This is a genomic window from Rathayibacter caricis DSM 15933 (assembly GCF_003044275.1).
Lineage (GTDB): Bacteria > Actinomycetota > Actinomycetes > Actinomycetales > Microbacteriaceae > Rathayibacter > Rathayibacter caricis.
On record NZ_PZPL01000001.1, the window covers coordinates 889,969 to 913,312 of the forward strand.

Consider the following 23,344-nt stretch of genomic DNA (forward strand, 5'->3'; position numbering starts at 1 on the left):
GGGCGCTGCGGAGTAGGAGCGATCGCTCCGGGGCAGGAGGGCGCGGGTCAGAGACGCGGCCAGCGCGCGCGGGCGAAGCAGAAGACGCCGTACGCGATGAGGCCGATCGCGACGAAGCCGAGCAGGAACACGCCGAACGGCAGCTCCGTCAGCGACTTCAGCGCCTCGTCGAGGCCGCCTGCCTGCTCCGGATCGTGCTTCACCGCGGCGACGATCAGCAGCACGCCGAGCGCGCCGAGGACGATGCCCTTGGCGGTGTAGCCGACGATGCCGAGCCAGGTGACGACGGTGCCCGCGGTGCCACCGGGCTCCGCGACGTTCTCGAGGAACTTCTTGCTGACGCCCCGGTAGACGAAGACGCCGCCGACCGCGAGGACGATCACGCCCACGAGCACCAGCAGGACGACTCCGCCCGGAGCCGACAGCAGCTGAGCGCTCGCGCTCTCGGACGACTCGGACGAGCTCGATCCGTCGCCCATCGCGAAGCGCAGCGCGGTCACGCCGAGTGCGGCGTAGACGACGGCCTTCGCCGCCTCCTTCAGCCTGCTGCCCCACTTCTTCAGCTCGGTGTCGCCCTTGACGACGAGGAACGCCTCGAGGATCCCCCACAGTGCGAGGCCGAAGAGGCCGACCGTGCACACCCAGAGCACCACGGTGCCGCCGGGGGTGGAGGAGAGGGCGCCGAGCGCGCCGGACTGGTCGGCCGATCCTCCGCCGCCCCGCGCGACTTGGAGGGCGATGACGCCGATGAGGATGTGCACGAGACCGTTCGCGGCGTAGCCGAACCGGGCGAGGGTGCGCACCGCCGTCGAGTCCTGCGCGTCGTCGGCCGCCTGCTTGGCCTGGGTACCACTCGGAGTGTTCACAGGCGGGACGCTACGCGTTTCCACAGGCCCCCACATCCCCTTGCGCTGTGTTCCCGCGGTCCGGTGGCCCTGTGGAGGAGTTGTCCCCACGGTTGTCCACAGTTCTCCACAGGGTTGTCCACACCTGTGGATTCGCTAGAACGGCTAGACGTCGACGGCGCGGACCAGGCCGTCCTGGACGGCGCCGAGCCAGTCGTAGACGCTGCGGATCGCGGCCGCGTTCTCGTCCTCGGGCTCGAGCCCGTCGTCGGAGTCGAGGATGCCGAGGCGGGCGGCGAGCGCCAGGCGCATGTCGGTGAGCGCGCGCATCCACGAGAGCGCCTGCGGATCCTCGAGGCGCACCGAGATCTCGCCGAGGCCCGCGAAGACGCGTCCGTGCCCGGAGTCGTCCCCCGCATCGAGCGCGGCGGTCACGGACCGTGCGTCGTCCATCTTGCGTCCGGCGAGATCGGGGGCGGTGAATCGCCGGAACTCGGCGGCGGCCTCGGCGTCGTCGCGGTAGGCGTCGGGGAGCAGGCGCGCGAGTGCAGGATCGGTGCGGGCGAGGTCGTCGTCGACGCTGCGATCGAGCAGCTCGAGCATCTCGCCGGCGAGGTGGCGGAGGATCCCCGCCTCCTCCCGGTCGAAGCGGGCGACGGCGGCGCCGGAGGAGTCGCGGCGGAAGGCGCGCATCAGCGGGGGGCTCTCGAGGGGGACGCGTCGACGCTCCGGTGGCCGGCGGCGGAGGCCGTGCTCATGCGTCGGCCTTCTGCAGCGTCGCCCACAGGCCGTAGCCGTGCATCGCCTCCACGTGCCGCTCCATCTCCTCGCGATTGCCCTGCGCGACGACCGCGCGACCCTCGGTGTGGACCTGCAGCATGAGGCGCTCGGCCTCGGCGCGGCCGAAGCCGAAGTAGCTGCGGAAGACGTACGACACGTACGACATGAGGTTCACGGGGTCGTCCCAGACGAGCACGATCCACGGGACGTCCGCGGCGGAGCGGGTGCGCAGCCGCTCATCGGGGCGCTCGATGGTCTCAGGCACCCGTCCAGCCTAGGTCGCGGGCGGGCGGAGGGAGCGGCGCGCGGCGACTCCTCGAGAGTTGTCGTACTCGGGGCTCGAGTACGACGACTTCTGCGGAGTCGGGGCGGCCGAGCGCGCGGGTCTCCAGAAGTTGCGGGAAGCGCGAGCGGTTACCGCAACTTCTGGAGAAGCGAGGGGCCGGGATGGACAGGTCCGCGCAACTCCGGCGTCGGCGCATCGAGTCCGCAGAAGTCGTCGTAGTCGGGCTCGAGTACGACGACTTCCGAGGAGTGGGGGCGGCCGGGCGCGCGAGTCTCCAGAAGTTGCGGGAAGTGTGACCGGTCACCGCAACTCTTGGAGACGCGAGGGCAGTGAGAACCCGCGCGGAGCCGACTCGGCGTGTTCGAGTCCGCAGAAGTCGTCGTAGTCGAGCCCGAGTACGACGACTTCTGCGGAGTGGAGCCTGCGGGGCCGCGACTTCGCCGGAAGTTGCGGGAAACGCGAGCGGTTACCGCAACTTGTGGAGAACCGAGCGCGGCGTCAGGCGGACAGGCGCGGCAGGATCTCGCGGGCGAACAGGTCGAGGTGCTCGAGGTCGTGCAGGTCCATCATCTGCAGGTAGACCCGCTCGACGCCCGACGCGCGCAGCGACTCCAGGCGGTCGACCGCCTCCTGCACGCCGCCGGCGATGCCGTGCTCGCGCAGCTCGGCCGGCTCGCGCCCGACGGCCGCGGCCCGGCGCGCGAACTCCGCCTCGGACGCTCCGGCCACGGCGATCAGCGCGACCGAGTGCACCAGCGACGACGGCTCGCGCCCGATCGCACGGCACGCCTCGTCGACGCGGTCGAAGGAGCCGCGGATCGAGTCGACCTCCGGGAAGGGCAGGTTGAACTCGCTCGCGAAGCGGGCCGCGAGGCGCGGAGTGCGCTTGGGGCCCCCTCCGCCGACGATCACGGGGACCGGCAGTCGCGCCGGCTTCGGGAGCGCGGGCGAGTCGGTGAGCGTGTAGTGCTCGCCCGCGAAGGAGTAGCGCTCGCCGACCGGGGTCGACCAGAGGCCGGTGACGATCTCGAGCTGCTCCTCGAGCAGGTCGAAGCGGCGGGGCGGGAACGGGATGCCGTACGCGGCGTGCTCCTTCTCGAACCAGCCCGTGCCGAGCCCGAGCTCGACGCGGCCGCCCGACATCGCGTCCACCTGCGCGACCTGGATCGCGAGGATCCCCGGCGGGCGGTAGGTGACGGAGGAGACGAGCGTGCCGAGCGCGATCCGCTCGGTCTCGCGGGCGAGGCCGGCGAGCGAGGTCCACGCGTCGGAGGGACCGGGGCCGGGATCGCCCTCGCCCATGCGGAGGTAGTGGTCGGAGCGGAAGAAGCCGTCGAAGCCGAGGGCCTCGGTCGCCTGGGCGACGGCGAGGAGATCCTCGTAGCTCGCGCCCTCCTGGGGTTCGGTGAAGACTCTGAACTGCATTGCTCCAGCCTTGCGCACGTCCGCGGCCGAGTGGGGCGTCCGCGTTCCGAGTCGCGGCTCGACGCAGTGCGCAACCGAGGTCCGGAGGGCCGCGGCGGCCCTCCTGGCGCCCTTCCCCGGATCCTGACCTCGGTTGCGAACACCCGCGGCGCCCGGTCCCGTGCCACGGTGGCTCCATGTCCCGACTCGACGCCGCCGCCTCCGCCCACGTCGCAGCGATGGGGCACCCGCGCCTGGAGCAGATCACGCGGGTGCGCGAGGCGGTGCTGTCCGCGGATCCGAGGCTCGTCGAGTCGGTGAAGTGGAACGCGCCGAGCTACGCGATCGGCGAGCACCTGGTCACGCTGCGCCTGCGGCCGGGCGACCGGGTCGAGGTCGTGCTGCACCGCGGAGTCGCGGCGCGCGCCGACGAGGTCGCGCCGGTCCTCGACGACACCCGCGTGCAGTGGCGGGCGCCCGACCGCGCGGTCCGCGCGCTCGACGCCGACGAGGACCCCGCGCTGGTCGCGCCCCTCGTGCGCCAGTGGCTGGCGGCGGTCGCTCCGGACTGACCCCCCGAGCACCGCCGCACCCCGCGCACCTCCGCGCCCGATCCGCAAGTCCGTGTTTCCGCCCCGTTCGGGCGTCACGATGACACGGATGAGCATTCTCGACGCCGCTGTGGACGACCGGGTCCGACAGCGGTTCGGCGTGCCGATCGCGCGGCTCGAACCGGTGACCGGCGGACTCGACGACCGGGCCCGCGTCTGGTGCGCGACCGACGACTCCGGAGCCCTGTGGAGCGTCAAGGCGAGCCGCCGCGACGGCCGCTTCGGGCTGTCGCTGGCCGCCTCGCTCGCCGACGCAGGAGTACCGGGTGTGATCGCTCCGCTGCGCGCCGACGACGGCCGCCCGTGGACGGAGGACGACGGCGTGCTCGTCTCGGTCGCCCCGTGGATCCTCGGCGAGGACGCGGTCGACTCCGGCCCCGACGCCCTCTCGTGGGAGGAGCTCGGCGTCGTGCTGCGCGCCGTGCACGACTCCGAACCGCCCGCCGGCGCTCCCGTCCGCCGCGGGATCCGCCGCGCGGACGCCCCTCCGCTCGCCCGCCTGGCCGATCTCGACGAGCGGATGCACGCCGTGCAGGACCACGCCGTCGCCCGGCTCTGGCGCGATCACCGACCGCGCCTCGAGGCGCTCGCCCGGGCGGAGCGGCGCCTCAAGCGCGAGCGCACGCCGACCGCGCGCGTGCCCCTGCACGGCGATCCGCATCCGGGCAACGTCGTGATCGGCGTCGACGGCCGCCCCTGGCTCATCGACTTCGACGAGGCGACCGTGGCCCCGCGCGAGGTCGACCTGCTGCTGATCGAGCTCGGCGTGATCTTCTCGCAGCCGATCAGCGACGAGCAGCGCCGGGCGTTCCGCTCGGGCTACGGAGCGACCGCGATCGACGACTCGCGCATCGCCCGCTTCGGCTGCGTGCGCGCGATCGAGGACGCGGCCGCCACGGCTCACGCGGCGCTCGACTCCGAGGACCCCGGCGAGTCGCTCGAGTCGCTCGAGGGCCAGCTCGGCCCCCACGGCCTCGTCTCGCTCGTCGAGATCGCGCTCGACCGCCTCGACCCCTGACCCGCAGACCGACACCGCACACCCGCACGCACCCGCACACCGCAGACACCGCACCGCACACCACAGCAGAGGACACCATGAAGACACGACGCCTGATACCCACCGCCACCGTCCTGGCCGTCACCGCCGCCCTCACCGGCTGCAGCGGCTTCGGAGGAGGGGGCGGCGGCGGATCCGACGCCGACTCCCTCACCTTCACCACCTGGGCCAGCGAGTCCGAGCAGGCGGCCTTCGAGTCGCTGATCACCGACTTCGAGGCGGCGAACGAGGGCGTCGACGTGCAGCTCAACGTCGTCCCCTACGACCAGATGTTCAGCAACATCGACGCGCAGCTGAGCTCGGGCGAGGCGCCCGACGTGTTCCGCGTCGACTACGGCAACCTCGGCGTCTACTCGAGCCAGGAGCAGCTGCTCGACGTGAGCGAGTACTTCACCCAGGAGCAGATCGACGCGTTCACGCCCGCCTTCTGGGAGGCCGTCTCCTACGAGGGCGTGCCCTACGGCGTCCCGCACCAGACCGACGTCTCGGCGCTGCTCGTCAACACCGAGCTGCTCGCCGCCGCGGGCATCACCGAGGTGCCGACCACGCTCGACGAGGCCTGGACCTGGGAGGAGTTCGCCGACGTCGCCACGACGCTGCGCGCCTCCCTCCCCGCCGAGCAGTACCCGTTCGTCTACAACTGGCAGCTCGGCGGCACCCCGCGCTGGCTGAGCTGGCTGTTCGAGGCCGACGGCGCCCTGCTCGAGGAGGACGGCACCACGCCCGCCATCGACTCCCCCGAGGGCGCGAAGGCGCTCGACTTCACGAAGAGCTTCTTCGAGAACGACTGGGTGCCCCCGACCAGCTCGGTCAAGTCGGCCACCTACGCCGACTCCTTCTTCACGGAGGAGACCGCCGCGATGGCCTTCGCCGGCTCGTTCCTCGTGCCCGACATCGACGACCTCGCCGACTTCGAGTGGGTCGCGACTCCGATGCCCGTCGACCAGCGCGGAGCGACCGACCTCGGCGGCAACGCCCTCGTCGCCACCGCCGACACCGCGAACCCCGAGCTGGCCGCCGAGTTCCTGACCTTCATGACCGAGGCCGAGACCATGGCCGAGTTCTGCGCGGCGACGAACGAGCTGCCCACCCGCTCCGACATCGACCCCGCCTCGATCGAGTTCGCGGTGCGCCCGGACGTCATGCCCGTCTTCGTCGAGCAGGCCTCGACGATCACGCCGCGCGACGTGCAGCAGCTCACCTCGCCGTTCCTCGCGCAGATCTCGGTCGCGATGCAGGACCAGCTCGAGCAGGCCTTCGTGAACGGCCGCAGCACCGAGGAGACGCTGGCCGACCTCTCCGACGCCATCGGGCAGGCGACCAGCTGATGACCACCGCCGCACTCCGCGGCCGGGAAGGCGCCCCCGCGCCCGCCCGGCGGCGGTCGGCCGCCCGCACCCGGGAGGCGCTCACGGGCTACGGCTTCGTGGCGCCGAACATGCTGCTGATGGCGCTGTTCCTCTTCGTGCCGATCCTGTGGGCGGTCCAGCTGTCGTTCCAGGACTCGCGCGGCTTCGGCACGCCGGAGTGGGTCGGGTTCGCGAACTACCTGCGGATGGGCGCGGATCCGGTCTTCTGGCAGAGCCTCGCCAACACGCTGCTGTTCACCGCCGTGACGGTGCCGATCGAGCTGATCGGCGGGCTGGGCCTGGCCGTGCTGCTCAACTCGGTGCTGCCCGCGCGCGGCGTCTACCGCACGATCATCGTGCTGCCGCTGGTCATCTCCGGAGTCGCCTCCGGCATGATCGCGGTCACGATCTTCAGCGAGTCCTCCGGCATCGTGAACAAGGTGCTGACCTCGCTCGGCGCCTCGCCCGTCTCGTGGCAGTCCGAGGGCGCGCCCGCGATGATCTCGGTGATGATCACCGCGATCTGGCTGCGGATCGGCTTCAACATGGTGATCTACATCGCCGGCCTGCAGAGCGTCTCGCCCGAGCTCCACGAGGCCGCGCGGATCGACGGAGCGACGCGCTGGCAGCAGTTCCGCGCGCTGACGGTGCCGCTGGTCGGCCCGTCGACGTTCTTCCTGCTGATCATGAACGTGATCGCCTCGTTCCAGGTCTTCGACATCGTCTTCGTGATGACCGGCGGCGGACCGGGCTTCTCGACCTCCGTGCTCGGCACCTACGCCTACCGCAACGGCTTCCAGGTGCGCGAGCAGGGCTACGGAGCGGCGCTGGGCGTCGTGATCCTGCTCATCACGCTCCTCTTCACCTACGTCCAGTGGCGCACCAGCCGCACCCGCGACCTCGTCGAATAGGACCCCTCCCGTGACTTCCTCGACCCTCACCCAGATCGCGCCGGCCGTCGACGCGACCCGCGCTGCCTCCGGGACCCGCCGTCGTCGCAGCGGTCGGGACGGCTCCCGCGCCGGCGTCGCCCTGCGCATCGTCGTCGCCGTGATCGCCTCGGCGATCGTCTTCTTCCCGCTCTACTGGATGCTCGTCATCGCGTTCTCGCCCCGCGGCGAGGTCTTCGCGCCCGGCCCGCCCCGGTTCTGGCCGAGCACCCTCAGCCTCGAGAACTTCGCCACCGTGTTCGAGCGCTTCCCGGTCGGCGACTGGTTCGTCAACTCCGTCGTCATCGGCGCCTTCGTGACGGCGCTCACCGTCGCGGTGAACCTCACCGCGGGCTGGGCGTTCGCGCGACTGCGCTTCCCGGGGCGCAACGCCCTGTTCCTCCTGGCGCTCGCGACGATGATGATCCCGGTGCAGGCGATCATGGTCGCCCAGTTCCGGCTGGTCGCCGGGCTCGAGATCTACGGCACCTACTGGTCGGTGATCCTGCCGGGGGCCGCCGCGGCGTTCGGCATCTTCCTCGCCCGGCAGTTCTTCCTCTCGATCCCGGAGGAGCTGCTCGAGGCCGCGCGGATCGACGGAGCCGGTCAGCTGCGCGTGTTCCTCCAGGTGGTGCTGCCGCTCAGCCGCCCGCTGATCGCGGTGCTCGTGCTGCTGACGCTGCTCGGCTCGTGGAACGACTTCGCCTGGCCGCTGATCGCACTGAAGGACAACGACCTGTTCACGCTGCCGATCGGACTGCTGTACCTCAAGGGGCAGTCGACGCCGGACTACAGCGCGAGCATGGCGCTGGCCCTGGTCTCGGTGCTGCCGATGGTGGTGCTTTTCCTGGCCTTCCAGCGCTACTTCGTCCAGGGCTTCGCGCGGAGCGGGATCCGGTAGCGAGGGCGTTCTCGCTGGTCGAGCAGCCGCGCAGGGGCGCCGGCCACTCGATCAGCGAGAAGGGAGCCGCAAGGCCACCCTCAGGCCAGTGCGCGCGGCGCCCCGCTGAGGATCGAGCGGCGCTTCTCGGCCTCGCCCCGCTCGATCGCCTCCGCGGCCGCGACGACCGACTCCGCCTCCGATGCCTTCACCACCACGACCCCGTCCGCGTCGCCGACGACCAGGTCCCCAGGAGCGACGACCACGCCCGAGATCGCGACCGGCTCGTCGAGGCGCCCCGGTCCGTGCTTGTACGGCCCCGCCGGGCTGACCGCCCGCGCGAACACCGGCATCCCGACGTCGCCCAGCGTGCCGGCGTCGCGCACCGCTCCGTCGACGACGAAACCCGCGATGCCGAGCGTGTCGGCGCGCAGCCCGATCAGGTCGCCGATCAGCGCCCGGGTGACGTCGCCGCCGCCGTTCACGACGATCACGTCGCCGGGCTGCGCGGCGTCGAGCGCCCGGTGGATCAGGAGGTTGTCGCCCGGGCGGGTCCAGACGGTGAACGCCCGACCGGCCAGGCGCGCGCCCGCCCAGACGGGGTGCAGGCCGGAGGCGATGCCGAACCGCTCCTGCGCGTCGCCGATGTTGGCGGTCGGCAGCAGTCGCGCCCGGTCGATCAGCTCATCGGTGATGAGGGGGATCCGTGACATGAGGGGTGTCCTTCCGGTGGGCGGAGCTATTCGGCGATGAGTTCTTCGATGACGGGCTTCGCGGTCTTCTCGCGCTCCTCCCAGAGGGCGGCGACCTCGGCCGCGTCCTCCCAGGTGGGCACCGTGCCCGCGGCCTCGAGCTTCTCGGCGACCTCGGGGTCCTGCGTGGCCGCCTCGAGCGCGCCCTCGAGAGCGGCGATCGTCTCCTCGGGGGTGCCGGCCGGGGCCGAGATGGCGAAGTTGTTCGTCATCGGCTCGAGCTCGAACCCGGCGTCGGCGATGGTCGGCACGTCCGGCAGGAACGGGCTCTGCTGGTCGTTGACGACCGCGAGGATCGAGATCTCGCCCGACTTGTACTGCCCGATGAAGCTCGAGACGCCTCCCAGGGCGAAGTCGACCTCGCCCGAGACCAGGGCGGCGATCTTGTCGGCCCCGCTGTTGTAGTGGACGATGTTGAAGTCGAGCCCGAGCTCCTTCTCGATCGTGCGCAGGTTGACGTGATCGTCCCCCGCGCGGGAGTCGGTGCCCACGGTGATCTCGCCCGGCGCCGCCTCGACGGCGTCGAACAGCTCCTCGAGCGACGTGTACGGGCTCGAGGCGTTCACTCCGATGACCACGTCGTTCAGCGCGAACGATCCGATCGGAGCGAAGCTCTCGCGGTCGAAGCCGGCCTGCTTGCTGGGGTCGAGGTACCGTCCGAAGATCGACGGGATGTTCGTGAAGCCGATCGTGCCGCCGTCCTTCGCGGCCGAGGCGAGGTAGTTCAGGCCGATGACCTGGCTGCCGCCCTCCTTGTTCACGACCTTCACGTTCGCGTCGAGCTCCTCCGACAGCACCGGCGCCAGGATGCGGGCGAGGATGTCGTTGCCGGCGCCCGCCGCGGACGGGACGATCCACTCGATCGTCTGCCCGGACTCGGGGAAGGTCGCGTCCGAGGCGCCGCCCGGAGCGGCGGCCGAGGAGGTGCAGCCGGCGAGCAGGGCGGAGCCGGCGGCGAGGGCGATCAGGGCCGCTGCGGTGCGGTGGGGGGTTCGGGTCATGAGACAGACTCCTTCGTCTGGTCGGAGGGGATCGTGCGGGAGGCGCGCCGCGCGAGGGCGGCGGAGAGGGCGGGCCGGACGGCTCCGAAGAGCACGGCCAGCGCGATGACGGTGACGAGCCCGATGCTCAGCGGACCGCTGACGAACACCGAGTAGTCGCCGCGCGAGAGGGCGAGCGAGCGCTGGAAGTTCTCCTCCAGCAGCGGGCCGAGGATGATCGCGAGCACCAGCGGCGTGAGCGGCACCGCGAAGAGCGAGAAGAGGTAGCCGACCACCCCGGCGCCGAGCATCACGAGGATGTCGAACGTCGATCCGTTGATGCTGTAGGTGCCGAGGAACATGAACGCGATGATCACGGCCATCAGGTAGTGGAACGGCACCTTCAGCACCGCGACCCAGACCCGGGCGAGCGGGACGTTGAGGATCAGCAGGATCACGTTGCCGACGATGAGGCTGGCGATGATCGCCCAGGCCACCTCGGGGTTGTCGCGGAACAGCAGCGGGCCCGGGATGAGCCCGTTGATCGTGAAGGCGCCGGCCATGATCGCGACGGTCGCGCTGGTCGGGATCCCGAGGGTGAACAGCGGGATCATCGACGAGACCGCGAGTGCGTTGTTCGCCGCCTCCGGTCCGGCGACGCCCTCGACGGCTCCGCGGCCGAACTCCTCGGGCCGCTTCGACACCTTCTTCTCGAGGGCGTATGAGGCGAGCGACGTCGCGGCGCCCGGCGATCCGGGCAGCAGGCCCATGGCGAAGCCGATGACGGAGCCGCGGAGGTACGGGAGGAAGGAGCGGCGCAGGTCGCTGCGCGTCGGCAGCAGGCGCCCCACCTTCATCGGGCGGCGCGAGCCGGAGGATCCACCGCGGGCCTGGGCGAGGATCTCGCTCATCCCGAAGACGCCCATGACCACGGCCACCAGGCCCAGGCCGTCGAAGAGCTCGGGGAGGTCGAAGGTGAAGCGCTGCACGCCCTGGCCCTGGTCGATCCCGACGCTGGCGATCGCGAGCCCCAACCCCACGCTCAGCAGCGCCTTGACCGGGTCCTTCCCGGCGAAGCTCGCGACGAGCGCCATGCCGAGCACCGACACGAGGAACAGCTCCGGAGCCCCGAACTCGAGCGCGAGCCGGCTGAAGGGGGCGACGAGGACGAACCCGACGACTCCGATCAGGCCGCCGACGAAGGAGGCGATCGCGGCGGTGACCAGGGCGGGGCCGCCCCGGCCCTGCTTCGCCATCTGGTACCCGTCGAGGGTGGTGGCGATCGAGGACGCCTCCCCGGGTATCCGCAGCAGCACGGCCGTGGTCGTGCCGCCGTAGGCCGCCCCGTAGAGGATCGCCGCGAGCATGATGATCGCGGTCGTGGCGTCGAGCCCGAACGTGACCGGGATGAGCAGCGAGACCGCCGCGGCCGGGCCGAAGCCGGGCAGGACGCCCACGAGCATCCCGATGATGCAGCCGATCAGCGCGAAGAGCAGGTGATCGGGGGTGAGGACGGTGAGGAGGCCGCCCCAGAGCTCGCCGAATCCCATGGTCACAGCCCCAGCCAGGCGAGGGGGACGAGGGTCGAGTGCGGCAGGGCCGTGTTCAGCCAGACCTCGAAGACGAGGCGCGAGGCGCCCGTCGTCGCGATCGCGACGACGGCCGCGATCCAGAGCTTGCGGCCGCCGACGAGCACGAGCACGGCGGTCAGCAGGGCGACCATGGTGACGGAGTAGCCGAGCACCGGCAGCAGGAGCGCCGCGATCGCGACGGAGCCGACGACGACTCCCACCCGCGTCCATCCCCTCCGGTCGGGGAAGTGCGCGTCGTCGAGCTCGTCGTCCTCGCCCTGGAGGAACACTCCGAGCGTCGAGTCCGACACCTCCGCGATCGGGAGAGCGGCGTGGGCCCGGTGCGCGCGGAGCAGCCGCAGCGACCAGAGCAGGCCGGCGACGCCGACGAAGAGGCCCGCGACGAGGGGCATCATGCCCGCGCCGACGCCGGTCGGGGCGGTGAGGCCGTAGCCGGCACCGGAGACGACCAGCGCGGCACCACCGAGCGCGGAGGCTCCGGCGAGCGCCCACTCCGTGACGGTGCGGGGGTCGCGCGACCGGGATCCGCCGGACGCGGTGCTTCTGGGTTCGATCGTGGACATCGTCGTCCTCCGCCTCTCTGCGGGTTCCTCGAGTCGCGGATGCAGGGCTGCAGCGCCCCGACTTGCGACATTGCACAGAATTGCATGCAGCTGTCAGACTGTCAAGGCGGGACCGGTAAGGTCCTCATCGACTCGAAGGGGAGTGCGCGTGAGCTTCAAATCGGTCGTCGCGAGCAACACGCGGCAGATCAGTCCGTCCGAGCGGCGGGTCATGAACGTCCTGCTCTCGGCGACGAACGCGTCCGAGATCACGGCGGCCGAGATCGCCAGCCGATCGCAGACGCACGAGTCGACGGTGGTCCGCCTCGCCCAGAAGCTGGGCTACCGCGGCTACCCGGATCTGCGGGCCGACCTGCAGCGCGACGAGGGCTCGCACGTCGAGTCCGTGCCGGTCATGCGCGCGTCCACCGGGCACGACCTGCTCGCGTTCGCGACCGACGAGGCCGCCTCGCTCGAGCGCCTGGCGCGCTACATCCCGCAGGAGTCGCTCGACTCCGCCGCCGGGGCGATCCACGCCGCGCGGACCGTCTACCTCTACTCCAGCGCCGACGAGCGCGCGGCGCTCGATCTGCTCGCCGGCCGCCTGCGCCGGCTCGGTCTCGTCGTGGTCACCCTCGGCTACGGCGGCAAGGACCTCGCCGAGCACTTCGTGAGCTTCGACGCCACCAGCGTCCTCGTCGCCCTCGCCCTGCGCGAGGCCCCGACCTCGCTGCCGACCCTGGTCAGCGAGGCGCAGCGCCGAGGAGGCGCGGCGATCCTGGTCACGGACACGCCCGGCTACCACTTCCGCCCCGCTCCCGACCACCTGCTCGCGTCGCCGCGCGGGTTCGACTCGGAGTACAACACGCTCGTCGTGCCGATCGTCATCGCCTACGCGCTGCAGCTGGCCGTCTTCCACCTCGATCCGACCCGCTACGGAGCCGTCCGCAGCGACATCGACGACCTCACGCGCCTGGTGGGCGGAGCCGACGAGATCCCGCTGCGTCCGTGACCGGCCGGCGGTGAGCGAGGGCTGGCGGCCGGCCCTCCGGGTGCAGGCCGCTCTCGTGCAGTCGGGCTGGGTCGGCATCCGGCTGATGATCGGGTACCGGGCCGTCGAGCTCGGCGCGGACGCGCTCGTGCTCGGTCTCGTCGCCGCGTCGACCGCCGTCCCCGCGCTGATCGGCGCGCTGCCCACCGGCCGGCTCTCGGACAGGGTCGGCGGCGCGCGGGTCTCGCTCCTCGGGATCGCGGTCTTCGTCCTCGGCCTGGGCCTCCTGGCGCTGCCGGCCGGCGTGCCGGGCCTCCTGGTGGCTGCGGCGGTCATCGGACTCGGCAACCTCTTCGTGATGATCGGCCAGCAGACGTTCGTGGCCCACCGCGCGCGCGGAGGCTCGAGCGACAGCGGCTTCGCCACCCTCACCACCGCCGCCTCGGTCGGGCAGCTGCTCGGCCCTCCGATCGTGACGCTCGTCGCGGCCCTCGGTGCCGGCGCCGGCGCTGCTCCGAACGCGCTGCTCGGCGCCGCGGCCTGCGGCGTCCTGGTGCTCGCGGGCCTGGTCGGGAGCCGGCGGCTCCAGCGCGTCGACAGGAGCACGCCCCCGCGGCGGAGTCGTCGGCCGGCCCGCTCCTGATGCGCGACGTCGCGCGCACCCCGGGCTCCTCCGATCGCTCTCGGTCAGCGCGGCCGTGCTCGTGACGGTCGACCTGCTCTACACCTACATGCCGCTGTGGGCCACCGAGCAGGGCGTCCCGGCGGTCGCCGTCGGACTGCTGCTCGCCGTCCGAGCGGTCGTCTCGGTGCTCAGCCGGATCGGACTCGGTCGGCTCGTCTCGGCCCTGGGCCGCAAGACGCTGCTGATCGTGTCGATCACGAGCGGAGTCGCCGCGCTGGTCGCGCTGCCGCTGGTCGACGCGGGCGGAGCGATCGTGGTGATGATCGGTCTCGGCCTCGCGCTCGGGGTCCCCCAGCCGCTGACGATGGCGTGGGTGGTGCGCCTCACTCCGGAGTCGGTGCACGGCGCCGCGCTGGGCCTGCGGATGACCGCGAACCGACTCGCGCAGATCGCCCTGCCCGTCGCCATCGGCACGACGGCGGGCTCGCTGGGCTCGGCCGGCGTGTTCTGGGCGAACGCCGCGGTGCTGGTCGCGGCGGTCGCCGTCACCGCGGGCGCCGACCTCCCGCGGGACCCTCCGCACGACTGACCGGTGCGCTCCGTGGCGCCGTGTTACACGACGGATGGCGGGTGGCTGAGCGAACTCCTAGGTTGGCCGGAGCCGTCCCGCCCCGTCGTTCAGGAGCCCGCATGTTCTCGTCCCCGTCCCGCTCGCGCCTCGCCGTGGCCGTCGGCGCCGTCCTCGTGGCCGGTCTGCTCGCAGGCTGCACCGCCCAGGCCGCGACCGAGCCCGGCGCCGCCTCCGGCACCCCCGTCGAGGGAGGCTCGCTCGTCTTCGCCGACATCGAGCTGCAGACCGACTTCCAGGTGCAGAAGGGCTTCAACTACACGCAGTCGAACGTCTTCCGGAACATCGCCGACCGTCTGACCGCCTTCGACCCGGAGTCGGGCGAGGTCGTGCCGTGGATCGCCTCCGACTGGAGCATCAACGGCGACAACACCGAGTTCACCTTCACGATCCGCCCCGGAGTCACCTTCTCGGACGGCACCCCTCTGGACGCCGCCGCCGTCAAGGCGAACCTCGATCAGCTCGGACTGGGCGACGAGGCGAAGAAGATCGTCAAGAACCGCGACTTCATCGGCTACGCGAGCTCCGAGGTGACCGGCGAGGACACCGTCGTGGTGCGCCTCTCGGAGCCCAACGCCGACTTCCTCAAGGCCACCGCCGCCTCGACCGCGAGCCTCGTCTCGACCTCGACGCTGGCGCTCGACTACGCCGGCCAGGCCGACATCTCGAAGATCGTCGCCTCCGGCCCGTTCGTCTTCGAGTCGCAGGTGCCCGACCAGGAGATCCGCTTCGCCAAGCGCGAGGACTACGCCTGGCCGTCGTCGATCTCGACCAACCAGGGCGCCGCGCACCTCGACGAGGTCGTGTTCCGCGCGATCCCCGAGGTGGGTCTGCGGGTCGGAGCCGTCTCCTCCGGACAGGCCGACATCGCCCGCGGCATCCAGCCGACCGACGAGGCCGCGGCCACCGCCTCCGGCATCGAGCTCGCCGTCGCGCAGGCGCCGGAGCTGACCGCCAACTGGGCCGCCTTCCGCGGGAACGCGCCCGTCGTCTCGGACCAGGACGTGCGCCGCGCGCTGCAGATCGGCTTCGACCGCGAGGCCCTCAAGGCGACCGTGCTCAGCGACAGCTACCCGCTCTCGGGATCGGTGCTCAACCGCTCCGCCCCCGGTTTCGTCGACCTCGGCGACGACCTCGCCTACGACGCCGACGAGGCCGAGCGCCTGCTCGACGACGCCGGCTGGACGGTCGGCTCCGACGGCATCCGCGAGAAGGACGGGCAGCGCCTCGCCCTCTCGGTGGCCGCCAGCCCCCGCAGCGTCGTGATCAAGCCCGCATTCGAGTTCATCGAGTCGGAGTGGCGCAAGCTCGGCGTCGAGCTCACGAACAACGCGGGCGACAGCGCGATCCTCGCGACCGCCCTGGGCGACCCGTCCTACCCCGCCATCGGCTCGCGCCAGTTCTACCTCGGCGGCCTCGGCCCGCTGTTCAGCGCCGCCGGCAACACCAACACCTACGTCTCGGACGACGAGCTGAACGCCCTGTTCGCCACCGAGCGGGCCTCGACCGACCCGGCCGCCCGCGACGCGGTGCTCGCCGACATCCAGGAGCGCCTCGTGCTCGGCACCAACCTGCTCGTCCCGCTGTGGGACGAGGTGCAGGTGCACGCCGTCGGCCCCGGAGTGAGCGTGACCTTCGACGGCGGCACCGCGCCGCTGCTCCAGGAAGCCTGGATCCAGGAGTAGTCGTCGTGCTCCGGTATCTCGCGGGCCGTGCGGGGCAGGCGGTGCTCGTGCTCTGGCTGACCTACACGATCGTGTTCGTCGTCGTGCAGCTGCTGCCGTCCGACCCCGTCACGATCTTCCTGGCGAGCGACGCCGGAGCCGACCCCGCCCTGATCGCGCAGGTCAGCGCGCTCTACGGCTACGACCAGCCCTGGTACCAGCAGTACCTGCTGCAGCTCGCGAACCTGGTGCGCGGCGACTTCGGCTTCTCGCTCTCCTCCGGGCAGCCCGTGCTCACCCGCATCGGCGACGTGGTCGGGAGCACGGTGGCGCTGGCGTCGACGGGACTGCTCCTGAGCATCGTGATCGCGGTGGCGGTCAGCGCCGCGGCGTTCCTGATCGACTCGCCGCGCCTGAAGGCCGTGATCGTCGCGGTGCCGTCGCTCTTCAGCTCGGTCCCCGTGTTCTGGCTGGGCATCATCGTGCTGCAGGTCTTCTCGTTCCAGCTCCGGATCCTGTCGCTGTTCCCCGACGGATCGCTGCTGTCGCTGCTCATCCCGGCGCTGGTCCTGGCGATCCCGGTGTCGGCTCCGATCGCGCAGGTGCTGCTGAGCGGAGTGGAGCAGGCGTCGGAGCAGGCGTTCGTGAAGACCGCGCGGGCGAAGGGCGCCCGCCCGCTGCGGGTGTTCCTCCGGCACGTGCTCCGCTCGTCGCTGGGCGCGACCACCGCCGTCATCGGCACGACCCTCGGGATCCTGCTCGCCGGCTCCGTCATCACCGAGACCGTCTTCGCCCGCCCGGGCCTGGGCTCGGTGCTGCTGAAGGCCGTGATCGCGCAGGACGTGCCGCTGGTGCAGGGCCTGGTCCTGCTGACGACGCTCGTCGTCGTCGTCACCACGCTCGTGCTCGACCTGATCGCGCCCGCGCTCGACCCCCGCGTGCTGCGCAGCCGCGGGCAGAAGGGACTGGTGCGCCTTGGCGCTTGAGCTGACCCGCACGGCCGACGACCGCAGGGCCGGCCTGCTCAGGAGCCTGCCCGCGCCGGGCCCGGCCACGATCCTCTCGGCGGTGCTGATCGTCGTCGTCCTGCTCTGGCTCGTCGCTCCCGGCTGGTTCACGTCGGCCGACCCGCTGACCGGCGACTCCGCCCAGGTCTTCCGGCCGCCCAGCGCCGCGCACCCGTTCGGCACCGACCACCTCGGCCGCGACGTGCTCGCCCGGGTGATCCACGGCACCACCCAGACGGCGCTCACCGCGGGGCTCGCCGTGGTCGTCGGTCTCGTCCTCGGCACACTCGTCGGCATCGCGTCCTCAACTCTCGGTCCGTGGGCGGAGGCGATCGGGATGCGCGTCATCGACGCCCTCATCGCCCTGCCGGCGTTCATGATCGCGCTGTTCGTCGTCTCGGCCTACGGCGCCGGACCGGTGTCGCTGGGCATCGGGGTCGGCATCGGCTCGGTCGTGCTGTTCGCCCGGGTGACGCGCGCCGAGATCCTGCGGGTGCGCTCCCTCGACTACCTCGAGGCGAGCCTCCTCGCCGGCGCCGGCTACCTGCGCCAGCTCGTCGGGCACGTGCTGCCCGCGATCACCGGGGCGCTCGTGGCCCTCGCCGTCGTCGACTTCGGAGCGGCGGTGCTGGCCGTCTCGGCCCTGGGCTTCCTCGGCTTCGGCACTCCCCCGCCCACGCCCGAGTGGGGGCTCATCATCGCCGAGGGGCGCAACTACCTCGCCAACGCGTGGTGGATGACCGCCCTGCCCGGCACCTTCGTCCTCGTCGTCGTCGTCGCCCTCGGCGTGCTCAGCCGCTACCTCGGAAAGGCGACCCGTGCCTGACGCCCCCGCCCTCGAGCTCCAGGGCCTCTCCCTCGACTACCGCCTCGGCCGGCGCTCGGTGCGCGCCCTCGACGACGTCTCGTTCACGGTCGGCCGGGGCGAGATCGTCGCCCTCGTCGGCGAGTCCGGATCGGGCAAGTCGACCATCGCGAACGCCGCGACCGGCCTTCTCCCCTCGGGGGCACGCGTCGCCTCCGGCCGGCTGCTCGTCGACGGCGCCGACGTCACCCGCGCGCCGGAGTCGCGGTGGAGCCGGATCCGCGGCCGCCGCGTGGGCCTCGTCCCCCAGGACCCGGGCGCCAGCCTCACTCCGGTCCTCACCATCGGGGCGCAGGTCGCCGAGATCTTCGCGATCCGCGGCGAGCGCCTCTCGCGCGCCGAGCGGCGGGCCCGGTCGATCGAGCTGCTCGAGATCGCCGAGGTGTCGCGCGCGGCCGACCGGCTCACCCAGTACCCGCACGAACTCTCGGGCGGGTTGAAGCAGCGGATCCTGATCGCCATCGCCTTCGGCCTCGACCCCGCCCTGCTCGTGGCCGACGAGCCGACGTCGGCGCTGGACGTGACGGTGCAGAAGCAGATCCTCCGCGTGCTCGACCGCCTGGCCGCCGAGCACGGCACCAGCGTGCTCTTCGTCACCCACGACCTGGCGCTCGCGACCGACCACGCATCGCGCGCCCTGGTGCTGCAGCGCGGCCGACTGGTCGAGGACGCTCCGGTGGAGCGGATCGTGCGGACGCCCGCCACCGACTACACCCGCGACCTCATCGCCCATGCGCGGGCGACGCAGATCGCGCCGTCGCCCACGCCCTCCTCCTCCGTCCCGTCGACGGTGCTCGAGGTGAGCGGGCTCTCGAAGTCGTTCCCGGGGCGGCGCGGAGGAGCCTCCGTCGCCGCCGTCGACGACGTCTCGTTCGCGCTGCCCGCGGGCCGCACGCTGGCGCTCGTCGGCGAATCCGGCTCGGGGAAGTCGACGACGGCGCGCATGATCCTGCGCCTGCTCGACCCCAGCGCCGGCTCGATCGCGCTCGACGGCCGCGACGTCACCGCGGTCTCGGGTCGCGACCGGCTCGCGCTCTGGCGCACGGTGCAGCTCGTCTACCAGAACCCCGACTCCGCTCTCGATCCACGCTGGAGCGTCGGACGCATCGTCTCGGAGCCGCTGCTCGGCTCCGCGTCGCCGCGCGAGCGCCGGGCCCGCGTCGAGGAGCTGCTCGACGCCGTCTCGCTGCCCGACGGAGTGATCGACAAGCGCGCCGGCGAGCTCTCGGGCGGTCAGCGCCAGCGCGTCGCCATCGCGCGGGCCCTCGCTCCGCACAGCTCGCTCGTCGTGCTCGACGAGGCGCTCAGCGCGCTCGACGTGATCACGCAGGAGCGGGTGCTGCAGCTGCTCGAGCGCCTGCAGCGCGAGCAGGGGGTCTCGTACCTCTTCATCTCGCACGACCTGTCGACGGTGCGCCGCCTGGCGCACGACGTCGTGGTGCTGCGGGCCGGCCGGGTCGTCGAGCAGGGCCCCTCCCACGAGATCTTCGCCGCGCCCCGCACCGACTACGTGCGCGAGCTGCTCGACGCCGTGCCCGGCCGGCGCCTGCTCGCCGACCCCGCGACCACCCCGACCGCCGAGGACCCCCGATGACCGACGCCCCGAAGCCGCTGCGCTTCTCCGCCTTCGTGATGAACACCGCCTCCCACATCCAGCACGGCCTGTGGCGGCACCCGGAGGCGCGCCAGCACGAGTTCACGTCGCTCCGGCTCTGGACCGACCTGGCCCGCACCCTCGAGCGCGGCCGGTTCGACGCGATCTTCTTCGCCGATGTCCTCGGCCTCTACGGTCCCGCCCGCGGCGACTACACCGTGAACGCGCGCGAGGGGCTGCAGTTCCCGAGCAACGACCCGTCGGTGCTGCTGGGGGCGCTGGCGGCCGTCACCGAGCACCTCGGACTCGTGTTCACCTCCTCCGTGCTGCAGGCGCACCCGTTCGAGTTCGCCCGGCGCGTGTCGACGCTCGACCACCTCTCGGGCGGCCGCGTCGGCTGGAACGTGGTGACCAGCGCCCAGGAGAGCGCCGCGCGCAACTTCGGCGCCGACGGACTCGAGGAGCACGACGAGCGCTACCGCTGGGCCGAGGAGTACCTCGAGGTCGTCTACAAGCTCTGGGAGGGGTCGTGGGACGACGACGCGCTCCGGCGCGACAAGGCGCTCGGCCACCCGGACGACGCGGTGTTCGCCGACGCGAGCGGGATCCACCGCATCGACCACGTCGGGCAGCGCTACCGCGTGGCCGGCCCGCACCAGAGCCCGCCGTCGCCGCAGCGCACCCCGGTGATCTTCCAGGCCGGCTCCTCGCCCGCGGGCAGCGCCTTCGCCGCCCGCCACGCGGAGGGCCAGTTCGTGCTCACCTCCGGACTCGACAAGACCCGGGCGCTGATCGAGCAGACCCGCGCGAAGGTCGCGGCGACGGGCCGCGCTCCCGAGGACCTCGCCTTCTTCCTCGGCCTCGCCTTCGTCACCGGCGACACCGAGGAGGCGGCGCAGCGGAAGGCGGCCGAGCTCGACGAGTACCTCTCGAGCGACGGCTTCCTGCTGCACAGCAACCTCGCCTTCGACCCGGCGACCGGCGAACCGCTCGACCCCGACACTCCGCTCTCGGAGCTCTCCACCGGCACCAACGTGAGCCACCTGCAGTGGATGCGCGAGCTCTCGCCCGACCCCGACCCGAAGGTGCGCGACCTCGCCACCCTCGCGGCGAAGCTGCGCGGACGGATCGTCGGCACGCCCGAGCAGATCGCCGACCGCCTCGCCGAGTGGCGCGACGCGGGCATCGACGGGATCAACGTCATCAACTGGACGCTGCCCGGCAGCTTCGAGGAGTTCGTCGACCACGTGACCCCGGTCCTGCAGGAGCGCGGGCTCGCTCAGCGCGAGTACGCGCCCGGAACCCTGCGGCAGAAGCTCTTCGGCCGCGATCAGCTGCCGGAGGAGCATCCCGCCCGGTCCTACCGCGGCGCGTTCGGGGAGGTCGCGCGATGAGTCTCTCGGCCACCGATCTCGAGCGGTTCCGCTCCGTCATCGAGGAGGTCGGACGGGACGCTCTCGTCCGCGAGCGGGAGCGGCGCCTGCTGCACCCCGAGATCGCGGCGCTGGTGTCCTCCGGGTTCACCGCGATGCGCGTGCCCGTCGAGTGGGGCGGCGCCGGAGCGACGCTGCCCGAGCTCTTCGAGCTGCTGGTCGAGCTCGGCGCGGCCGACCCCAACCTCCCGCAGGCGCTGCGCGGCCACTTCGGACTCGTCGAGCGGTTCCTGGTCGGCGGCACCGAGCGCGACGAGGCGTGGCTCCGGCGCGCGGCGGAGGGGGCGCTGTTCGCCAACTCGCAGGCCGAGAAGGGCTCCGCGACGACGACGGAGGCGCGGCTGGTCCCAATCGACGGCGGCTGGCGACTCACCGGCCGCAAGTTCTACACGACGGGCACGCTCTACGCCGACTACACGTGGACCGGCGCCCTGGACCCGACCGGCGAGCGCTACGGCGCCGTCGTGCCGACCCGGGCCCCGGGCGTCGAGGTGATCGACGACTGGACCGGCTTCGGCCAGCGCCTCACCGCGAGCGGCACGACCGTGTTCACCGACGTGCCGCTCGACGACGAGCACGTGTACCGCGTGCTGCAGGAGCCCGACTGGTACACGCTCGACTTCCGGCTCCTGCTGCACCTGCTGCTCCAGGCGACCATGGCGGGCATCGGCCGGGCGGCCCTCGACGACACGCTGCGCTTCGTCCGGGCGCGCTCGCGCTCGTTCGGAGTCGCCGGCGAGAGCCTGCCGCGCGAGGACCCGCGGGTGCAGTCGGTCGTCGGCGAGCTGGCCAGCCGCGTCGCCGCGGTGGAAGCGCTCGTGCACGACGTCGCCCGCGACTACGCCGCCGTGCGCGCCCGCGAGCACGCCGACGAGGCCGAGCGCACCCGCGACTACGTCCGCGTGCAGATCCGGCAGTTCGAGGCGCAGCAGATCGCCGTGGCCGACATCGTCGCGGTGACCTCCCGCCTGTTCGAGGTGGGCGGCGCCTCCGCGGTGCTGACGGAGTCGGGCCTCGACCGGCACTGGCGCAACGCCCGCACCATCGCCTCGCACAACCCGGCGGTGTTCCGTCAGGCGGCGATCGGCGCCTACCTGCTCAACGGCACCGAGCCCGAGACCGACTTCCGCAGCACCGTCACCGCGCAGGAGCAGCCCGCATGACCCGCCCGCCCCGCCCGCTGCTGTTCAACGCCTTCGTCATGAACACGCCGTCGCACCTCCACCACGGGCAGTGGCGGCGACCGGAGGCGCGCCACGGGTCGTTCGAGGACCTCGCCTTCTGGGTCGAGACGGCCCGCACCCTCGAGCGCGGCGTGTTCGACGCGATCTTCTTCGCCGACGTGGTCGGCACCTACGGCGCGGTCGGCGCCTCGCTCGAGGTCAACGCCCGCGAGGGGCTGCAGCTGCCCACCAACGATCCGTCGATCCTCCTCGCCGCCCTGATCGGCTCGACCGAGCACCTCGGGCTCGCGATGACGAGCTCGATCCTGCAGGCGCACCCGTTCGAGTTCGCCCGGCGCATGTCGACCCTCGACCACCTCTCGAAGGGGCGGGTCGCCTGGAACATCGTCACCAGCTACCAGGAGAACGCGGCCCGCAACTTCGGTCTCGACCGGCTCACCGAGCACGACGCCCGCTACGCGCAGGCCGAGGAGTACCTCGACGTCGTCTACAAGCTCTGGGAGGGGTCCTGGGACGACGACGCCTCGGTCCGCGACAAGGCCGGCGCCTTCTCGCGCCCGGAGGCGGTGCACCGCATCGACCACGTCGGCGAGCACTACCGGGTCGAGGGACCGCACCTGTCGGCGCCGTCGCCGCAGCGCACCCCGTTCCTCTTCCAGGCCGGGTCCTCACCGGCCGGCCGCGCCTTCGCCGCCCGGCACGCCGAGGCGCAGTTCGTCGGCGGATCGACCCTCGAGCAGACGCGGGAGCTGATCGCGTCGACCCGCGCGCTCACGGAGGCGACCGGGCGCCGCGGCGACGACGTCCTGTTCTTCTCGCCCCTGTCGGTCGTCGTCGGCAGCACCGAGCGCGAGGCCCGGGAGCGCGAGGCCGAGCTGGACGCCCGGACCAGCGTCGACGCCCACCTGCTGCACGCGGGCCTGAGCGTCGACCAGGCCGACGGCACCCCGTTCCCGCCGGACACGCGACTGCGCGACATCACGACGAACGGCAACCGCAGCACGCTCGAGTCGATGATCCGGCTGCTGCCCGAGCGCGACGCGACGGTCGCGGACCTCGCCCGCCTCGCAGTGCGGCGGCACCCGCGCGTGGTGGGCACGCCCGAGCAGATCGCGGACCGGCTCGGAGAGCTGCGCGACGCGGGCGTGGACGGGATCAACCTGGCGCACTGGACGCTGCCGGACAGCTACGTCGAGTTCGTGGACGAGGTGATGCCGGTGCTGCGCTCGCGCGGGCTGGCGCGGACGGAGTACTCGCGCGGTGGACTGCGCGAGCGGCTGACGGGGTCGGCGCAGGTGAACCCGCGGCATCCGGCGGCGCGCTACCGCGGCGCGTTCCGCGACTGA

The 23,344-nt window shown here is 72.3% G+C and carries 22 protein-coding genes and 1 pseudogene; 15 read left to right on the top strand and 8 right to left on the bottom strand.

Annotated features, from left to right (window positions below; genetic code table 11):
* Positions 1–47: 47 nt before the first annotated feature.
* From C1I63_RS04120 to C1I63_RS04135, 4 genes are all read right to left on the bottom strand, one after another.
* Positions 48–866 carry a DUF1206 domain-containing protein gene (locus tag C1I63_RS04120; protein ID WP_244906977.1) on the bottom strand — a complete coding sequence of 273 codons (819 nt, stop codon included), beginning with the start codon at positions 864–866 and terminating at the stop codon, positions 48–50.
* A gap of 144 nt (positions 867–1,010) precedes the next feature.
* Positions 1,011–1,538, bottom strand: a complete 528-nt coding sequence (locus tag C1I63_RS04125) for a DUF2017 domain-containing protein (RefSeq protein WP_107573880.1) — start codon at positions 1,536–1,538, stop codon at positions 1,011–1,013.
* A gap of 61 nt (positions 1,539–1,599) precedes the next feature.
* Positions 1,600–1,890: an ATP-dependent Clp protease adapter ClpS gene (gene clpS, locus C1I63_RS04130; RefSeq protein ID WP_056868751.1), complete on the bottom strand. Its 291-nt coding sequence runs from the start codon at positions 1,888–1,890 to the stop codon at positions 1,600–1,602.
* Positions 1,891–2,409: 519 nt separating this feature from the next.
* Entirely contained in the window at positions 2,410–3,336 is a 927-nt protein-coding gene (locus tag C1I63_RS04135) for an LLM class F420-dependent oxidoreductase (RefSeq protein ID WP_107573881.1), read from the bottom strand.
* A 176-nt stretch (positions 3,337–3,512) separates the two neighbouring features.
* Here C1I63_RS04135 and C1I63_RS04140 point away from each other — a divergent pair, with 176 nt between their 5' ends.
* The 5 genes from C1I63_RS04140 to C1I63_RS04160 all read left to right on the top strand — a co-directional run bounded on the left by C1I63_RS04140 (position 3,513) and on the right by C1I63_RS04160 (position 8,162).
* Entirely contained in the window at positions 3,513–3,887 is a 375-nt protein-coding gene (locus C1I63_RS04140; RefSeq protein WP_107573882.1) for a DUF1801 domain-containing protein, read from the top strand.
* A gap of 88 nt (positions 3,888–3,975) precedes the next feature.
* Positions 3,976–4,944, top strand: a complete 969-nt coding sequence (locus C1I63_RS04145) for an aminoglycoside phosphotransferase family protein (RefSeq protein ID WP_170116309.1) — start codon at positions 3,976–3,978, stop codon at positions 4,942–4,944.
* A 77-nt stretch (positions 4,945–5,021) separates the two neighbouring features.
* Positions 5,022–6,311: an ABC transporter substrate-binding protein gene (locus C1I63_RS04150; protein WP_107573884.1), complete on the top strand. Its 1,290-nt coding sequence runs from the start codon at positions 5,022–5,024 to the stop codon at positions 6,309–6,311.
* Complete coding sequence (locus C1I63_RS04155) at positions 6,311–7,243, top strand: carbohydrate ABC transporter permease (protein ID WP_107573885.1); 933 nt, start codon at positions 6,311–6,313, stop codon at positions 7,241–7,243. The genes C1I63_RS04150 and C1I63_RS04155 overlap by 1 nt, the downstream gene beginning before the upstream one ends.
* Before the next feature lie 10 nt (positions 7,244–7,253).
* A complete protein-coding gene (locus C1I63_RS04160; protein ID WP_082485639.1) occupies positions 7,254–8,162 on the top strand; it encodes a carbohydrate ABC transporter permease in 909 nt (302 codons plus the stop codon).
* Positions 8,163–8,242: 80 nt separating this feature from the next.
* On the opposite strand, the gene C1I63_RS04165 is transcribed toward C1I63_RS04160, so the two are convergent.
* Genes C1I63_RS04165 through C1I63_RS04180 form a run of 4 tightly spaced genes read right to left on the bottom strand, consistent with a single transcriptional unit; the run spans position 8,243 to position 12,028 of the window.
* Positions 8,243–8,854 (bottom strand): RraA family protein, encoded by a 612-nt coding sequence (locus C1I63_RS04165; protein WP_107573886.1) that lies wholly within the window; start codon positions 8,852–8,854, stop codon positions 8,243–8,245.
* 26 nt (positions 8,855–8,880) lie between these two features.
* The gene (locus C1I63_RS04170; protein WP_055794104.1) at positions 8,881–9,894 is read right to left on the bottom strand and encodes a Bug family tripartite tricarboxylate transporter substrate binding protein; all 1,014 of its coding nucleotides are present in this window, start codon (positions 9,892–9,894) and stop codon (positions 8,881–8,883) included.
* Positions 9,891–11,423, bottom strand: coding sequence for a tripartite tricarboxylate transporter permease (locus C1I63_RS04175; protein WP_055794102.1), 1,533 nt, complete (start codon positions 11,421–11,423; stop codon positions 9,891–9,893). Before C1I63_RS04175 ends, C1I63_RS04170 begins: the two co-directional genes overlap by 4 nt.
* Before the next feature lie 2 nt (positions 11,424–11,425).
* Positions 11,426–12,028, bottom strand: coding sequence for a tripartite tricarboxylate transporter TctB family protein (locus C1I63_RS04180; protein ID WP_107573887.1), 603 nt, complete (start codon positions 12,026–12,028; stop codon positions 11,426–11,428).
* Between the two features lie 148 nt (positions 12,029–12,176).
* Here C1I63_RS04180 and C1I63_RS04185 point away from each other — a divergent pair, with 148 nt between their 5' ends.
* The 10 genes and pseudogenes from C1I63_RS04185 (at position 12,177) to C1I63_RS04230 (ending at position 23,344) form a co-directional block, all read left to right on the top strand.
* Positions 12,177–13,019: a MurR/RpiR family transcriptional regulator gene (locus C1I63_RS04185; protein WP_146168360.1), complete on the top strand. Its 843-nt coding sequence runs from the start codon at positions 12,177–12,179 to the stop codon at positions 13,017–13,019.
* A 10-nt stretch (positions 13,020–13,029) separates the two neighbouring features.
* Entirely contained in the window at positions 13,030–13,641 is a 612-nt protein-coding gene (locus C1I63_RS04190) for an MFS transporter (protein WP_107573888.1), read from the top strand.
* 46 nt (positions 13,642–13,687) lie between these two features.
* A pseudogene (locus C1I63_RS04195) lies at positions 13,688–14,212 on the top strand (MFS transporter); the annotation flags it as partial.
* A gap of 101 nt (positions 14,213–14,313) precedes the next feature.
* Positions 14,314–15,936: an ABC transporter substrate-binding protein gene (locus C1I63_RS04200; protein WP_107573890.1), complete on the top strand. Its 1,623-nt coding sequence runs from the start codon at positions 14,314–14,316 to the stop codon at positions 15,934–15,936.
* Between the two features lie 5 nt (positions 15,937–15,941).
* Positions 15,942–16,901: an ABC transporter permease gene (locus tag C1I63_RS04205; RefSeq protein ID WP_055794094.1), complete on the top strand. Its 960-nt coding sequence runs from the start codon at positions 15,942–15,944 to the stop codon at positions 16,899–16,901.
* Positions 16,891–17,748, top strand: a complete 858-nt coding sequence (locus C1I63_RS04210; protein WP_107573891.1) for an ABC transporter permease — start codon at positions 16,891–16,893, stop codon at positions 17,746–17,748. Before C1I63_RS04205 ends, C1I63_RS04210 begins: the two co-directional genes overlap by 11 nt.
* The gene (locus tag C1I63_RS04215) at positions 17,741–19,381 is read left to right on the top strand and encodes a dipeptide ABC transporter ATP-binding protein (protein ID WP_107573892.1); all 1,641 of its coding nucleotides are present in this window, start codon (positions 17,741–17,743) and stop codon (positions 19,379–19,381) included. The genes C1I63_RS04210 and C1I63_RS04215 overlap by 8 nt, the downstream gene beginning before the upstream one ends.
* Complete coding sequence (locus tag C1I63_RS04220; RefSeq protein ID WP_107573893.1) at positions 19,378–20,775, top strand: LLM class flavin-dependent oxidoreductase; 1,398 nt, start codon at positions 19,378–19,380, stop codon at positions 20,773–20,775. Before C1I63_RS04215 ends, C1I63_RS04220 begins: the two co-directional genes overlap by 4 nt.
* Positions 20,772–21,977, top strand: a complete 1,206-nt coding sequence (locus C1I63_RS04225; protein ID WP_107573894.1) for an acyl-CoA dehydrogenase family protein — start codon at positions 20,772–20,774, stop codon at positions 21,975–21,977. Before C1I63_RS04220 ends, C1I63_RS04225 begins: the two co-directional genes overlap by 4 nt.
* Positions 21,974–23,344 carry an NtaA/DmoA family FMN-dependent monooxygenase gene (locus C1I63_RS04230; protein WP_107573895.1) on the top strand — a complete coding sequence of 457 codons (1,371 nt, stop codon included), beginning with the start codon at positions 21,974–21,976 and terminating at the stop codon, positions 23,342–23,344. Before C1I63_RS04225 ends, C1I63_RS04230 begins: the two co-directional genes overlap by 4 nt.